At 49.2% G+C, this 14,908-nt stretch carries 14 protein-coding genes and 1 pseudogene; 6 read left to right on the forward strand and 9 right to left on the reverse strand.

The genetic code is table 11. The annotated features are described in order from the left end of the window. Positions 1-163: 163 nt before the first annotated feature. The 4 genes from HV261_RS13915 (at position 164) to dbpA (ending at position 4,331) form a co-directional block, all read left to right on the forward strand. Positions 164-1,330, forward strand: a complete 1,167-nt coding sequence (locus tag HV261_RS13915) for a methyl-accepting chemotaxis protein (protein WP_326929148.1) — start codon at positions 164-166, stop codon at positions 1,328-1,330. A gap of 157 nt (positions 1,331-1,487) precedes the next feature. Beyond that, positions 1,488-2,471 carry a zinc transporter ZntB gene (gene zntB, locus HV261_RS13920; RefSeq protein WP_005126644.1) on the forward strand — a complete coding sequence of 328 codons (984 nt, stop codon included), beginning with the start codon at positions 1,488-1,490 and terminating at the stop codon, positions 2,469-2,471. 275 nt (positions 2,472-2,746) lie between these two features. Continuing rightward, a complete protein-coding gene (gene ynaL, locus HV261_RS27990) occupies positions 2,747-2,929 on the forward strand; it encodes a proline-rich small protein YnaL (protein WP_442781055.1) in 183 nt (60 codons plus the stop codon). Positions 2,930-2,957: 28 nt separating this feature from the next. Next, entirely contained in the window at positions 2,958-4,331 is a 1,374-nt protein-coding gene (dbpA, locus tag HV261_RS13925) for an ATP-dependent RNA helicase DbpA (RefSeq protein ID WP_202038555.1), read from the forward strand. 77 nt (positions 4,332-4,408) lie between these two features. Here dbpA and ttcA read toward each other — a convergent pair whose 3' ends face one another. From ttcA to HV261_RS13940, 3 genes and pseudogenes are all read right to left on the reverse strand, one after another. Continuing rightward, on the reverse strand, positions 4,409-5,344 hold the full coding sequence (ttcA, locus tag HV261_RS13930; protein WP_061067980.1) for a tRNA 2-thiocytidine(32) synthetase TtcA: 936 nt from the start codon (positions 5,342-5,344) through the stop codon (positions 4,409-4,411). A 49-nt stretch (positions 5,345-5,393) separates the two neighbouring features. Beyond that, positions 5,394-5,660: pseudogene (locus HV261_RS13935) on the reverse strand (tyrosine-type recombinase/integrase); the annotation flags it as partial. Positions 5,661-5,734: 74 nt separating this feature from the next. Then, positions 5,735-5,923 carry a hypothetical protein gene (locus tag HV261_RS13940; RefSeq protein WP_202038556.1) on the reverse strand — a complete coding sequence of 63 codons (189 nt, stop codon included), beginning with the start codon at positions 5,921-5,923 and terminating at the stop codon, positions 5,735-5,737. 497 nt (positions 5,924-6,420) lie between these two features. Here HV261_RS13940 and HV261_RS13945 point away from each other — a divergent pair, with 497 nt between their 5' ends. Further along, complete coding sequence (locus HV261_RS13945) at positions 6,421-6,690, forward strand: hypothetical protein (RefSeq protein WP_202038557.1); 270 nt, start codon at positions 6,421-6,423, stop codon at positions 6,688-6,690. Here the strand turns inward: HV261_RS13945 and uspF are convergent. From uspF to nifJ, 4 genes are all read right to left on the reverse strand, one after another. After that, entirely contained in the window at positions 6,687-7,121 is a 435-nt protein-coding gene (uspF, locus tag HV261_RS13950; RefSeq protein ID WP_003833207.1) for a universal stress protein UspF, read from the reverse strand. The genes HV261_RS13945 and uspF overlap by 4 nt on opposite strands. 81 nt (positions 7,122-7,202) lie before the next feature. Beyond that, positions 7,203-7,415 (reverse strand): KTSC domain-containing protein, encoded by a 213-nt coding sequence (locus HV261_RS13955; RefSeq protein ID WP_016153189.1) that lies wholly within the window; start codon positions 7,413-7,415, stop codon positions 7,203-7,205. A 152-nt stretch (positions 7,416-7,567) separates the two neighbouring features. Then, positions 7,568-8,713, reverse strand: a complete 1,146-nt coding sequence (locus HV261_RS13960) for a porin OmpC (protein WP_202038558.1) — start codon at positions 8,711-8,713, stop codon at positions 7,568-7,570. A gap of 369 nt (positions 8,714-9,082) precedes the next feature. Continuing rightward, positions 9,083-12,607 carry a pyruvate:ferredoxin (flavodoxin) oxidoreductase gene (gene nifJ, locus HV261_RS13965; RefSeq protein WP_202038559.1) on the reverse strand — a complete coding sequence of 1,175 codons (3,525 nt, stop codon included), beginning with the start codon at positions 12,605-12,607 and terminating at the stop codon, positions 9,083-9,085. A 275-nt stretch (positions 12,608-12,882) separates the two neighbouring features. On the opposite strand from nifJ, the gene HV261_RS13970 reads away from it, so the two are divergent. Further along, entirely contained in the window at positions 12,883-13,149 is a 267-nt protein-coding gene (locus tag HV261_RS13970) for a putative hemolysin (protein ID WP_003020360.1), read from the forward strand. A gap of 13 nt (positions 13,150-13,162) precedes the next feature. Here HV261_RS13970 and hslJ read toward each other — a convergent pair whose 3' ends face one another. Together hslJ and HV261_RS13980 are read right to left on the reverse strand one after the other, a co-directional pair. Continuing rightward, complete coding sequence (gene hslJ, locus HV261_RS13975; protein ID WP_202038560.1) at positions 13,163-13,582, reverse strand: heat shock protein HslJ; 420 nt, start codon at positions 13,580-13,582, stop codon at positions 13,163-13,165. Between the two features lie 112 nt (positions 13,583-13,694). Further along, on the reverse strand, positions 13,695-14,684 hold the full coding sequence (locus HV261_RS13980) for a 2-hydroxyacid dehydrogenase (RefSeq protein ID WP_137381769.1): 990 nt from the start codon (positions 14,682-14,684) through the stop codon (positions 13,695-13,697). Between the last annotated feature and the right edge of the window lie 224 nt (positions 14,685-14,908).

The following is a 14,908-nucleotide window of genomic DNA, read 5'->3' on the forward strand; positions in this document are numbered from 1 at the left end:
ACAACCAGACTAATGTAAACTGGTAGTGTGATAGTGTGCTTTAAGTGAAAAGGTGACATGCTCTCATTGAAAATGGAACTTTCGGTATCGCGGAATGGCAATCTGCATTGCAGGTGCTATAAAAAATAATACTCCGCGTTATTCTTTGGCTGGTGGGATTAAAATGTTAAATAACATAAGCGTCAGGACGTTTATTATTTTATTTCTGGTATGTACCGTAGTGGCCCTCAATGTCGTAGAGGTAATATTATCTGCAGGGTTTGATGTCATTATTGGCACTGATGTGGTTTGTACTATTTCACTATTATATTTATGGTGGTATATGACAAAATATCTCGTCGTGCCGATTAATACGGTAAAAGAAAGCATTGAAGAGGTGACCGCAGGGAATCTGGCGATGAGTATTCCTGAGTTCGGTAATAACTGTGCAGGCAGACTTATTCCGGGAATTAACAGTCTGGCGAGTAATATTTCTACGTTAGTCAGTGAGATCAGAACCTCTTCGCGGACCGTGATGACGCTTTCCGAACAGCTCGCAGAGCGTAGCGCCGAATTGTCAGTAAAAACGGAACAGCAGTCTGGCGCGTTAATGCAAACAGCTGCAAATATGGATGAGATAGCGGTTAGTACGCGCAATAATGCAGATAATACGCAAATGGCGAGCGCCCAGGCAAATATTGCGACACAATCGGCTCGCCAGGGGGGCGATTTAATGGTGCAGGTCGCCACCAATATGCGCTCGATCACCGACTGTGCTCAGCAGATGACTGAAATTATCGCGTTAATCGATGGTATTGCATTCCAGACGAATATTCTGGCATTGAATGCGGCGGTTGAGGCGGCGAGAGCCGGCGAACATGGCAAAGGTTTTTCTGTCGTTGCAGGTGAAGTGAGAATATTGGCACACCGTAGTGCAGAAGCGGCAAAAAGCATTAAACGGCTTATCGATGAAACGCATTACAATGTCCAGCAGGGTGCGGCGGTTGTACGTGAAGCCGAAAAGAACATGCAGGATATTGTGGGTGGTGCAGGGCAGCTAAATCAACTGATGGCGGAGATATTAACAACCACACGGGAACAGGAAAACGGGATCACCAGAATTACCCAGGCTCTGACCGAACTGGAAAACGTGACGCAAAGTAATGTCAGCATGGTCGATGAGTTATCTGATTCGTCCGGCATCCTGAAAAGTCAGGTGAATGATCTTCTGTCACGTACACATAAATTTCGCTTAAGTAAAAATATGTCTGTCGAAACAACCACGATCTTGCATCGGGATCCCCCTGTTTCCGGACTACGTCAACGGGTTAAATACGGTTCTTCATTTTAAGATTCAACATCTGCTCGCCACAGCGCCGAACCCGTCGGCGCTTTTTATTTTCTGGAACACTTTTATGAATCATTTCAGCATAATGGGACAATGCGATATTGCTTAACATATACTGAAGACTAGACTAACGAAAAGTTTGAATGTTTATGGAGGCCCTGTGGAAGCCATTAAGGGAACCGAAGTTAATGTGCCGGATGCCGTGTTTGCCTGGCTGCTGGATGGTCGCGGTGGCGTGAAACCGCTGGAAGACAACGATGTTATCGACAGTGCGCATCCGTGCTGGCTGCATCTTAATTACACCCATTCTGATAGCGCGCAATGGCTGGCGACAACGCCTCTGCTTCCTAATAATGTGCGTGATGCGTTGGCGGGAGAAAGTACTCGCCCACGCGTAAGCCGGGTCGGGGAAGGGACGCTGATTACGTTACGCTGTATTAATGGCAGCACCGACGAACGCCCTGACCAACTTGTCGCCATGCGCTTATATATGGACGAACGCCTGATTGTCTCAACGCGTCAGCGTAAAGTGCTGGCACTGGATGATGTGGTGAGTGACTTGCAGGAAGGGACGGGACCGTCTGACTGTGGTAGCTGGCTTGTGGATGTTTGTGATGCCTTAACCGATCATGCCAGTGAGTTTATCGAACAATTGCATGACAAAATTATCGATCTGGAAGACAACCTGCTGGACCAGCAGATCCCGCCTCGCGGTTTTCTGGCATTACTGCGCAAACAACTGATAGTCATGCGGCGTTATATGGCCCCTCAGCGCGATGCTTATGCGCGCCTGGCGAGTGAACGTTTACCGTGGATGACTGACGATCACCGACGTCGGATGCAGGATATCGCCGACAGGTTGGGAAGAGGGCTGGATGAGATCGATGCGTGCATCGCCCGGACGGGCATTATGGCGGATGAAATTGCTCAGGTTATGCAGGAATCTCTGGCGCGAAGAACCTATACCATGTCGTTGATGGCAATGGTTTTTCTGCCCAGTACATTTTTAACCGGCCTGTTTGGCGTCAATCTCGGGGGGATTCCCGGTGGCGGCTGGCAGTTTGGTTTTTCACTATTCTGTATTCTGTTAGTTGTCCTGATTGGTGGTGTTACTTTATGGTTGCATCGTAGTAAATGGTTGTAACAACTACGTTTTTTAGCGACTTTCGTGAGTGAAAACGGCGAAGTTTTTGAGCGAGGTCAATAAACCATCTACCTATTCGGGGCAATATCTCTCTCGCAGGTGAATGCAACGTCAAGCGATGGGCGTTGCGCTCCATATTGTCTTACTTCCTTTTTTGAATTACTGCATAGCACAATTGATTCGTACGACGCCGACTTAGATTAGTCGGCTTTTTTTTGCCTGCAGGAAACCAGCGTCTACCCTAAAAGGGTCAGTCTGACTCACTGGAGGGTAATATGACCTGCTTATTCGCCCCGTTGCCGTTGCAACGACCCCATTTCGATACTGTCCCCACCGACCCGCTTCCGATTCCCGATCCAATACCTCGTCCGCAACCTATGCCGGACCCGTCACCGGATGAAGAGCCGATTAAATTGTCGCATCACGGGCGCAGATCTGCGAGGATACGCGCCTGCTGAATGTGAGTTTTTACCGCGAGATTAAATTGTGACCGCTTTTTCAACCCTGAATGTTTTGCCAGCCGCCCAACTCGAGAATCTTAATGAGCTGGGTTATCTTGAAATGACGCCTGTTCAGGCCGCTGCGTTGCCGGCAATCCTGGCAGGAAAAGATGTTCGCGTGCAGGCAAAAACCGGCAGTGGCAAAACGGCCGCGTTTGGTCTTGGCCTGTTACAGCACATTGATGCTGCACTGTTTCAGACTCAGTCGCTGGTACTGTGCCCAACACGCGAACTGGCTGACCAGGTCGCCGGGGAATTGCGTCGTTTGGCGCGTTTTCTGCCAAATACCAAAATTTTAACGCTGTGCGGTGGCCAGCCCTTTGGCGCTCAGCGTGATTCTCTGCAACATGCCCCACATATTATTGTTGCCACGCCGGGACGTTTACTCGACCACCTGCAAAAAGGCACCGTCTCCCTTGATGCGTTGAATACGCTGGTGATGGATGAAGCCGATCGGATGCTGGATATGGGATTTAGTGATGCCATTGATGATGTGATCCGTTTTGCGCCAGCGTCACGTCAGACATTGCTGTTTTCCGCAACCTGGCCGGAAGCGATTGCCGCGATCAGTGGTCGCGTACAGAATAATCCGTTAACGATTGAGATTGATACGGTCGATGCGTTGCCAGCGATTGAACAACAATTCTTTGAAATCTCCTCACACGGCAAAATTCCGCTGTTACAAAAATTGCTTAGTCAGCATCAGCCGGCATCATGTGTGGTTTTCTGTAACACCAAAAAAGATTGTCAGGTCGTTTGTGATGCACTGAACGCAGCAGGGCAAAGCGCATTATCGCTTCACGGCGATCTTGAGCAACGCGATCGGGACCAGACGCTGGTACGTTTTGCCAACGGCAGTGCTCGTGTGCTGGTTGCCACCGATGTGGCGGCGCGTGGCCTGGATATTAAATCGCTCGAGCTGGTGGTTAACTTTGAACTGGCATGGGATGCGGAAGTTCATGTACACCGTATTGGACGTACTGCCCGTGCGGGTAACAGTGGTCTGGCAATTAGCTTCTGTGCGCCGGAAGAAGCGCAACGTGCCAATATTCTGTCCGAGATGCTGCAACTGAAGCTAAACTGGCTACCCGCACCGGGTAATGGCTCAATTCTGCCGCTGGAGGCTGAGATGGCGACGCTGTGCATCGATGGCGGTAAAAAAGCGAAAATGCGGCCTGGTGATGTATTAGGGGCGTTGACCGGAGATATTGGTCTGGACGGGGCGGATATTGGCAAGATTGCCGTGCATCCGGCGCATGTCTACGTGGCCGTTCGCCAGTCGGTGGCGCATAAAGCGTGGAAGCAGCTGCAGAATGGTAAGATCAAAGGCAAGAACTGCCGGGTTCGTTTATTAAAATAAATGCCCGTAGGCGTGCCTGATGGCGCTCCGCTTATCAGGCCTACAGCGCTTGTGCACGTTGTAGGCCTGACAGAGCTTTACTTCACTTCCACCACGTTCAGACGCAACTCATCTAACTGGTTTTCATCTTCTTCCGGCTGCCAGCCTGCTGGTTGCAGTGGGATCTCTTCACGATCGAATGCCAGATCACCGCCATCTACCACTTCTGAACCGTGCTTGATGCCTTTAAAATCGAACAGATTAATATCGCTCAGGTGAGAAGGCACCACATTCTGCATCGCACTGAACATCGTTTCAATACGACCTGGATAGCGCTTGTCCCAGTCACGCAGCATATCAGCGATCACCTGACGCTGCAGGTTAGGCTGTGAACCACACAGGTTGCACGGAATAATCGGGAAACCTTTCGCTTCAGAGAAACGCTCGATATCTTTTTCGCGGCAATAGGCCAGCGGACGGATCACAATATGCTTACCATCATCGCTCATCAGCTTCGGCGGCATACCCTTCATCTTTCCGCCGTAGAACATGTTTAAAAACAGCGTTTGCAGGATGTCGTCGCGATGGTGTCCCAGCGCAATTTTGGTGGCGCCTAATTCGGTTGCCGTGCGGTACAAAATGCCGCGGCGCAGACGGGAACAGAGGGAACAGGTCGTTTTGCCTTCAGGGATTTTATCTTTGACGATCCCGTAGGTGTTTTCTTCGACAATTTTATACTCAACACCCAGTTGTTCCAGATACTCAGGCAGGATGTGCTCCGGGAAGCCCGGTTGTTTTTGATCCAGATTTACGGCGACCAAAGAGAAACTGATCGGGGCGCTTTGCTGCAAATTCCGCAGGATTTCCAGCATGGTGTAGCTATCTTTCCCACCGGAAAGACACACCATAATGCGATCGCCGTCTTCGATCATATTGAAATCGGCAATAGCTTCACCCACGTTACGACGCAGGCGTTTCTGTAATTTGTTCAGGTTGTATTGTTCTTTCTTTGTAACTTGTTGATTATCTTGCATTCTTACCGTTCTCAAAAACCAAAAGGGGCATATAAGGGGCAAACTGCCATCACAGGGCGAGTTTGTTATTCAACATGGCAACCTGATCGCCACTCATTACTTCAATCCATGTACTGTAGACTTCGTACACCATTTGCGCGTTTTCATGCCCCATCTGATTAGCTATAAATGATGGGTTCGCTCCAGCCGATAACAGCCAGCAGGCAAAAGTATGCCGCGTATGGTACGGATTACGGCGACGAATACCAGCACGTTTTACCGCTGCGATTTATTTGATTCCGATACTACTCACAGAGTAGTAAGGTTTCTGCTCGCCTACACCCCAGGCATTGGGCCACAATTTGACAACGTTGAGCTCGTCCTTGCAAGCCATCGGCACCGCAGGTTTTTTTATGCCATCGCCATGGGCAGACCTATGGCAATGGCTAAAAGATCACTTCTTACAAAGGATGCGTAACTCTTTGCGGTTGAAACCACCTTCTTTCGATAAATCTTGATAACCGTTGGGGCAAACTTCATTGGCTTTTGAATAGCAAATATTCCATCCGGTAGCAGCCCCACATTGGATATCGTACTCACTTGAACCATCTGGGCGTTTAATTTCCTGGGATGTAGAACATGCAGCAAGAAGGCATACTCCCATGAACACTATTAGTAATTTCACTTATCGTCTCTCTTCATTGCCTGTCGGCATTTCCAAAGGTAAATTAATGGCACTCGACGCAACGCAAGATACGTTTTCCGCGAGTATCTCATCAATTAAAGCGCCACACAGGTGGCCATCAAAAGTTGACATCCGGAACAGGATTGTCGAGCTCAAGAATAATTGAAGTAAGGTATTGGGTATTGATGCTGATTATGTATTGCGTTACTTACTGCAAATCTAACAGATGGACAGAGGAACAACTTTGTGTATCCAGTGTTCGAAGTGGTATCAATAATGCGGGAACGGTCATGTTTGATGGCAGTTCGTCAATGTAATCATATCTGTAGGGTATCAGATACGCTGGGTTTATTGATTTATCAATTGCACCATATATCATCTGTTCGAAAAAATTCGATGATAAAGGCTGGCAATGAAAAAGTTGATGATGATTGTTTTACTCCTTTCTTCTGCTGCAACGGAAGCTAATGTTCAAAGAATTGCATGTAGTTTTGATGTAAATGGCTCTGGGCGTGAGTTAGTCGCAGAACGAAGCGAAGCACAGGGAGAGCGGGTGCTGACTGTTAGAGGAGATGGTTTTACGCCTTCTGATACGGGGCAATGGATAAGAGATAGCCAAAAAGGAAGGGTTTATCTTGAAAACTGGAAAAGCCCGCAACGGTATGCGGGCCAGACAGCTTAGCGAACCACCAGAACTGAACACTCCGCATGACGCACCACGGCTGCGGCGTTAGAGCCCAGCAGATAAGTGGTGATGTCCGGTCGGTGTGAGGCAATAATGACCATATCTGCCGGTAATTTTTTAGCGATCTCCAGGATTTTATCTTTTGGCGCACCTTCAGCAACGTGAACATGCACTCTGTCCGTTGGGATATTGAACTTCTTGATAATCTCTTCCAGTTGAGATTTCGCTTCGGCTTTCAGATCGTCCATGGCCGGTAACTCTGCCGAGTAGGCCAGTCCCAAAGAAGCGTAATAGGGCAGTGACGGAATAACGGTCAGAAAATGCACCTGTGCATCGTCAATTTTTGCCTCTGCTTCAACATGGGCAATAACGCGTTGAGTTAATTCTGAGTCTGAAATATCGATGGGTACAAGAATCGTTCTGTTCATAAAACCTCCTGTTTAAGTATCCACGTAAAGCTTACCGCGTAATGGCACTTTATGTACAATGACAAAGATCACATTTTGGCATCACTTTATTTTGATTTCAGGAAATTTCCCTTTTATAACGCCATCATAAAATCGACCTTTAGAGACTACGCTCAGGAAATCTCGAAAAATACGCGCCGGGACATGTTGATATTGCAGCGTAGACAATTGATGAAAGCGAATTTCAAGTGTGCGAGAGGATTCGTCATAGCCGACGGATGCAATACGGGATGATTTAACGGGGTGATGATTCATTGCAGGTATCCTCTACTACAGGTATTAATGCAAGATATCATCTATCAAAGGTGTGTTTTAACGCAACAGATATAATGTTTTGATCTGGATAAAACAGAATTGCTATTAATGAAAGGATAGCCCGCTGTTGCCAGCGGGCTGACAGAGACAGATTAGAACTGGTAAACCATACCCAGTGCTACAACGTCATCGGTAGAGATGTCGTTGCCAGCGTAGAAGCTGTCATCTTCGTCCAGCAGGTTGATTTTGTAATCAACATAGGTGGAGAAGTTTTTGTTGAAGTAGTAAGTTGCACCTACATCAACGTATTTAACCAGATCTTTGTCGCCAGTCGTTCCGTTCGGGTTGCCTGCATTGCCTGCCAAAGAAAGGTCTTTACCTTTAGACATCAGGAAAGAGACTGCCGGGCGCAGACCGAAGTCGAACTGGTACTGTGCAGTGACTTCGAAGTTCTGAGTTTTGTTTGCAACAGTATAATCGCTACCATTTGAGCCGCCATACGGGGTCATATTACGGGTTTCAGAATACATGGTTGCTAAATAGATGTTGTTCGCGTCGTATTTCAGACCGGCAGTCCACGCATCCGCTTTGTCGCCGCCAGCAGTGGATTGATTTACCTGCTCGTTGGTACGATCGGAAGAGGTATATGCTGCACCGAAGCTTACACCCATACCCAGATCGTAGGTAGAGGAGATACCGAAACCATCACCGTTGGAATGTTTCAAATCACGGCCATCGTTGTTGGTACCTTCCTGGCCATTCTGGTTTTCATTCTTACCCTGGTATTGCAGTGCAAAGTTCAAACCATTAACCAGACCAAAGAAGTCGGTATTACGGTAGGTTGCAACACCGTTAGCGCGGCCGGTCATAAAGTTATCTGAGTAAGTGTAGGAGTCACCGCCGAATTCCGGCAGCATGTCGGTCCAGCCTTCCACGTCGTACAGTACGCCATAGTTACGACCATAATCGAATGAACCGTAATCGCCGACTTTTAAGCCTGCAAATCCCAGACGAGTCCAGGCGTTTGAACCTTCAGATTCAGTGCTATTAGCCTGAACCTGATATTCCCACTGACCATAGCCGGTGAGCATATCGTTAATCTGAGTTTCGCCTTTGAAGCCACCACGAACATAAGTCTGATCGCCATCGCTGCCTGAATTATCAGAAAAGTAGTGCAGGGCATCCACTTTTCCGTAGAGATCTAACTTGTTGCCGTCTTTATTATAAACTTCAGCAGCGTGAGCAGCGCCAGCAGCTAACAGTGCAGGAATTACGAGTGCCAATACTTTTCTGTTCATTGAAATAATCCTTTAGTTTTTTTATTAACCTGTGACTACCCGTGTAGGGAGTAAAAGCATGCTAAAGGAGAAGTTCCGTAAAGAGATAAATATGAATTGTTACGTCTTAAGTAAAACCTTAAATAAATAATTCTGCTGAAATGATGATAATTACCATGAATGTTTTATTGTGAAAGTATATAAAATAAAAATTATACAAGCGAATTTTATTGCGTTATTCTGCGTAGGTTATATGCCTTTATTGTCACGATTTAATTTATTTTCGTTGGTATGTTGGCAGGAATGCTTACTACCCAGCGAATAAATTGACAAGCCCGAACAATTGTTCGGGCTTTTTTTTGACTCCAGGTTAATACCTAACAGAGCATATTAATCAGTACTGCTCTTTTCTGCTTTTCCTGCCAATTGTGCCAGGAAATCGTAGCGTTTTTGCAAGTCAGCCGTTGCGTCTTTCCACAGTTGCTCCGCAACCTCGGGTTGTTGAGCATTCAGGCGGCGGAAGCGCTGCTCGTTAAGCAATGTTTCAGCCAGCGCGTCTGACGGTGGGCGAGAGTCCAGCGCCAGCGGCAGTTTACCTTCGTCTGCACGACGCGGGTCAAAGCGGTATAGCGGCCAGAATCCGGTTGCGGTGAGCTGACGCATCTGATCGTGGCTCAACGCGAGATCGTAGCCATGTTCTTCGCAAGGGCTGTACGCAATAATCAGCGACGGGCCCGGATAAGACTCCGCTTCCTGAATTGCTTTCACCGTCTGGTTTAGCTGTGCGCCCAACGAGATCTGCGCCACGTATACATGGCCGTACATCATCATACTGACACCAAGATCTTTGCGGGCCTTGCGTTTACCATGCTCGCCGAATTTAGTTACGGCACCGAGCGGCGTGGCTTTTGACGCTTGTCCGCCAGTATTGGAGTAACACTGGGTATCCAGTACCAGAATGTTAACGTTCTCGGTCAGGCTTAAGACATGGTCCAGACCACCAAAGCCTATGTCATAGGCCCAGCCATCACCACCAATCAGCCAAATGGATTTCTCCACCAGCGCATCGGCGTCGGTCAGCAACTGCTGTGCGTCTTCGACACCCTGCAGATGCTGGCGCAACGCTGCAACTTGCTCACGACGGACTTCTGGTGTTGCCTCCGCGTGCAGGGCGTCATTCAGCTCAGTCGGGATTTTATCGGCAAACTGTTCCAGTAAACGCATGACGCGCACACGATGCTGATCTACCGTCAGACGGAAGCCCAAACCAAACTCGGCGTTATCTTCAAACAGTGAGTTCGCCCACGCCGGCCCACGGCCATTAGCATCGGTGGTATACGGCGTTGAGGGCAGGTTACCGCCATAAATTGATGAACAGCCAGTGGCGTTGGCGATCAACATACGATCGCCGTACAACTGCGTAAGGAGTTTGATATACGGCGTTTCACCGCAACCGGAACAGGCTCCGGAATATTCAAACAGCGGGGTAATCAGCTGAGACGTTCGGATATCAATACGTTCCAGCTTGCTGCGATCGATCTCCGGCAGATTGAGGAAGAAGTCATAATTCACTTTTTCTTCTTCAACGTGTTCAAGGCGAGACATCATATTGATGGCCTTGATCTCAGGATTCTGGCGATCTTTCGCAGGGCACACTTCGACGCACAGATTACAGCCGGTGCAATCTTCAGGTGCAACCTGCAGTACGTACTTCTGACCGCGCATATCGCGTGATTTCACATCCAACGAATGCAGGCTGGCAGGGGCGCTTTCCATCACTTCTGGTGAGACCACTTTGGCACGGATGGCCGAGTGCGGACAGGCGGCAACGCAATGGTTACACTGGGTACACAATTCTTCTTTCCAGATAGGGATTTCTTCGGCGATATTGCGTTTTTCCCAGCGCGTGGTTCCCATCGGCCAGGTACCGTCTGGTGGTAACGCTGAAACGGGCAGGGCATCGCCGAGACCTGCGAGCATCGCTGCTGTCACGGTTTTTACAAAATCAGGCGCGGCATCAGAAACGACCGGCGGACGGTTGGCGCTGTGCGGATCAACCGGTTGCAGTGCCACCTCGGCGACGGATTCACGTGCCAGCGCCAGCGCCTGCCAGTTACGTTCAACCAGATCCTGACCTTTGCTGCTATAGCTTTTGGCTATGGCGCCCTGCAATTCAGCCAGGGCGCTGTCACCGGGTAAGATTTGCGTCAGATGGAAGAACGCCATTTGCATGACGGTGTTAATACGCGCGGCCAGACCGCATTCACGCGCGATTTTGGCCGCATTAATCACATAGAAACGGGCTTTCTTCTGATTCAGAACCGCCTGAACTTCCTGTGGCAGGCGAGTCCAGACTTCATCCACGCTATACGGCGTATTGAGCAGGAAAATACCGCCAGGCTTCAGACGCTCGGCCATTTGATATTTATCGATAAACTGCAACTGATGGCAGCCGACAAAATCAGCCTGCGATACCAGATACGCCGAACGGATAGGGTGCTCACTGACGCGCAGGTGAGAAACGGTCAGGCCACCTGCTTTTTTCGAATCATAGACGAAATAACCCTGCGCGTACCACGGCGTGGAGTTACCGATAATCTTGATATTGTTTTTGGTGGCCGATACGCTGCCGTCGCTGCCCAGACCATAGAACAACGCTTCGAGTTTGGCGGTACCGGGCAGGGTATTTTCTGGCAGAGGCAGCGACAAATTAGTGACGTCGTCATAAATACCGACCGTAAAACGCGATTTGGGCTTAGCGCTGCTCAGTTCATTAAATACCGCCATCACGCAGTCCGGGCCAAACTCTTTAGAAGAAAGCCCGTAACGCCCGCCAATGACGCGCGGTAATGTTTCCCGCTCGCCGCAGTTAAAGGCTTCTGCCAACGCGGTCATCACATCCAGATACAACGGCTCTGCCTGGGCGCCTGGCTCTTTGGTGCGATCCAGAACGGCAACGCTACGCGCCGTTTCTGGTAATGCCTGCAGTAAATGTCTGGCGGAGAAGGGGCGGAACAGCCGAACTTTCAGGACGCCAACTTTCTCTCCACGAGCAAGTAACTCTTCGACGACTTCTTCGCAGGTACCAATCGCGGAACCCATCAAGATAATGACACGCTCTGCCTGTGGATGACCGTAATACTCAAATGGCTGGTACTGACGACCCGTCGCCGTGGCGAAATCGTTCATCGCCTGTTCTACGTGATCGTAAACCGCGTTGTACCATGGGTTCGTCGCTTCGCGTGACTGGAAGTAAGTGTCCGGGTTGGCAGACGTCCCGCGAATAACCGGATGCTCTGGATTAAGCGCACGAGCCCGATGTGCATCAATTTCAGCTTGCGGCATCAGGCTGAGGATCGTGTCATCGGCCAGCGGCACAATTTTATTGATTTCATGCGATGTGCGAAAACCATCAAAGAAATGAATAAAAGGGACGCGGCTTTTCAGCGTGGCGATTTGTGAAATCAGCGCGAAATCCTGTGCTTCCTGGACGCTGCTGGCGCAGAGCATGGCGCAGCCTGTCTGGCGCACGGCCATTACGTCGGAATGGTCGCCGAAGATAGACAGCGCATGAGTAGCAATGGTACGCGCGGCAACGTGCAGCACAAATGGCGTCAACTGACCGGCCAGCTTGTACAGCGTTGGGATCATCAACAGCAGACCCTGCGATGAGGTAAACGACGTGGAGAGCGCACCGGTCTGCAATGCGCCGTGAACGGTCGCGATTGCGCCGCCTTCTGACTGCATTTCTACGACGCGAGGGGTATCTCCCCAGACGTTTTTAAGCCCGTTCCCGGCCCAGGCGTCTGCCTGTTCCGCCATCGTCGAGCTCGGCGTAATCGGGTAGATGGCGATAACCTCGCTGGTACGAAAGGCAACCGAAGCAACCGCACCATTACCGTCAATTGTTTGCATACTGACACCCTTACATTGCGCAAAAAGAGGGACACGCGTAACAACGGCGTATCCTGATTGTTATCCTTCTATTTTAGCAAAAGGCCTTCAGGCACATTTTCGCTTTTGTGTCCCTGGAATAAACAGAATGAATGGTTTGATCAAAGGAGTAGCCAAAAAATTGCCAGAAAATGTAAACAGCACGCATAAATGCGCATTTTGCCTCTCGACGGCAGTGTTTCCGCTGCCTATTATTTATGGCTGTGTCGTTTGGTTAATATTCAGAGGGGAGTAAGATGCGCGCAGCGTTTTGGGTAGGGTGTGCCGCGTTATTATTATCGGCTTGCAGTAGTGAACCTGTTCAGCAGGCAACGGCCGCACACGTTGCACCGGGCATGAAGGCTGCAATGTCCAGTTCCGGAGAAGCCAACTGTGCCATGATTGGTGGTTCGCTATCCGTTGCTCGTCAACTGGATGGATCTGCCATCGGGATGTGTGCATTACCCAACGGCAAACGCTGTAGTGAGCAGTCGCTTGCCGCCGGAAGCTGTGGGAATTATTGAGCCACTGCTTTTACTACATTAAATCCGCCAGTTTAAACGTTAACGTTTGTTCTGCCGTAGCCAGTGTTAACTGGTCAGCAGTCAGATCGACCTGTGCGCCTTGCTTAAACATTTCGCTGACGATGCCGTCGAGCGCGTTTAGCTGTGGAGCGGCGCACATCATGCGCGTCATTGCCATGTCTTTCACTTTTAATTCACCGTCGGACAGCTTGCCCTGACCGTGGAACTGATTACACATTTTTCCCGATACCGTCATATTTTCACCGAAACTTAATTCAGGTGGGTTATTGGCGACGGTTACCGGCTTGCCATTGACGCTCTGTAAAACAAAACGGTGGTGCTGTAACTGTTCGCGATTGACGGAAATTTTTCCATTGCTCACACAGCCAGCCATAAGCATGCTGAGCGCAATCAGCGTGACAATTTTCTTCATTAACTTTCTCTACGTTCGTGACGGGATCACATTCATGATAATAATGATATCGCCAGATTTATCATCGGGGATTATCTGAAAGTGCTCCCCTGAGGGCAGGGGAGCGGAATGATTAGAAGAGGGCGTTCGGGCAGGTTTCGCCTTTGGCGATTTGAGCCAGATTCTGCAAGGTTGTTTCAGAAATGCTGGTCAACGCTTCGGCAGTCAGGAATGCCTGATGCCCGGTGAACAGGACGTTATGGCAGGCTGACAAACGACGGAACACATCATCCTGAATCACGTCATTGGACTTATCTTCAAAGAACAGGTCGCGTTCATTTTCATACACGTCCATACCCAGGGAACCGATCTTCTGGTTTTTCAGCGCGTCGATTGCTGCCTGAGAATCAATCAGTGCACCACGGCTGGTGTTGATGACCATCACGCCATTTTTCATTTGCTCAAAGGCTTCGTGATTGAGCAGATGATAATTTTCCGGTGTTAACGGGCAGTGCAGGGAAATAACATCCGACTCCGCAAACAGTGTTTTAAGATCGACATATTCAACCCCTAACTCAAGCGCCGCTGCGCTGGGATAGGGATCAAACGCCAGCAGACGCATACCAAAGCCTTTCAGGATCCGCAGTGCGGCAATACCAATTTTACCGGTACCGATCACCCCGGCGGTTTTACCGTACATGGTAAAGCCGGTCAGACCTTCCAGAGAAAAGTTGGCGTCGCGAGTGCGTTGGTATGCGCGGTGAATACGACGGTTTAGCGTCATCATCATACCAATCGCATGCTCGGCGACCGCTTCCGGCGAATAAGCCGGGACGCGAACAACCTGCAAACCTAGCTCTTTGGCTGCGTCCAGATCGACGTTATTGAACCCGGCGCAGCGCAGGGCGATGTACTTCACTCCGTGCTTTTTCAGCTCTTCCAGAACAGGGCGGCTGCCATCGTCATTCACGAAGATACACACGGCTTCGCAACCGTGGGCTGTTTTTGCCGTCTTTTCCGTCAACAGAAAGTCAAAAAATTCAAGTTCAAAACCAAAAGCCTCGTTAACCTGCTGCAGATACTTCTTGTCGTACTGTTTTGTACTATAGATGGCGAGTTTCATAAGACTTTCTCCAGTGATTTTGACGTCACATTAATCTAATTCAAATTATTTTACAAAATATAAAAAATTATTGATAGTCAAAGACGTAATGAAAAATTCCAACGCATCTGTTGTTAGTGTGGGCAGGTTCTTTAATTTCAACAACTGATTTCACTCATGTCAGACTGCATGCGGCTTTTGGTTGTTTTTTTGCCCATGCAGGCGGAGTCAGGTACGGACATACG

Source organism: Citrobacter sp. RHBSTW-00671 (assembly GCF_014103415.1).
Taxonomy (GTDB): domain Bacteria; phylum Pseudomonadota; class Gammaproteobacteria; order Enterobacterales; family Enterobacteriaceae; genus Citrobacter.

Bases quoted from the DNA above. Each gene is read 5' to 3' on its own strand.
- uspF (WP_003833207.1), bottom strand. From the start codon at position 7,121: ATGAACAGAACGATTCTTGTACCCATCGATATTTCAGACTCAGAATTA.
- HV261_RS13970 (WP_003020360.1), top strand. From the start codon at position 12,883: ATGCGCGCAGCGTTTTGGGTAGGGTGTGCCGCGTTATTATTATCGGCT.
- HV261_RS13960 (WP_202038558.1), bottom strand. From the start codon at position 8,713: ATGAACAGAAAAGTATTGGCACTCGTAATTCCTGCACTGTTAGCTGCT.
- HV261_RS13915 (WP_326929148.1), top strand. From the start codon at position 164: ATGTTAAATAACATAAGCGTCAGGACGTTTATTATTTTATTTCTGGTA.
- ttcA (WP_061067980.1), bottom strand. From the start codon at position 5,344: ATGCAAGATAATCAACAAGTTACAAAGAAAGAACAATACAACCTGAAC.
- HV261_RS13980 (WP_137381769.1), bottom strand. From the start codon at position 14,684: ATGAAACTCGCCATCTATAGTACAAAACAGTACGACAAGAAGTATCTG.
- nifJ (WP_202038559.1), bottom strand. From the start codon at position 12,607: ATGCAAACAATTGACGGTAATGGTGCGGTTGCTTCGGTTGCCTTTCGT.
- hslJ (WP_202038560.1), bottom strand. From the start codon at position 13,582: ATGAAGAAAATTGTCACGCTGATTGCGCTCAGCATGCTTATGGCTGGC.
- HV261_RS13945 (WP_202038557.1), top strand. From the start codon at position 6,421: ATGAAAAAGTTGATGATGATTGTTTTACTCCTTTCTTCTGCTGCAACG.
- HV261_RS13955 (WP_016153189.1), bottom strand. From the start codon at position 7,415: ATGAATCATCACCCCGTTAAATCATCCCGTATTGCATCCGTCGGCTAT.
- ynaL (WP_442781055.1), top strand. From the start codon at position 2,747: ATGACCTGCTTATTCGCCCCGTTGCCGTTGCAACGACCCCATTTCGAT.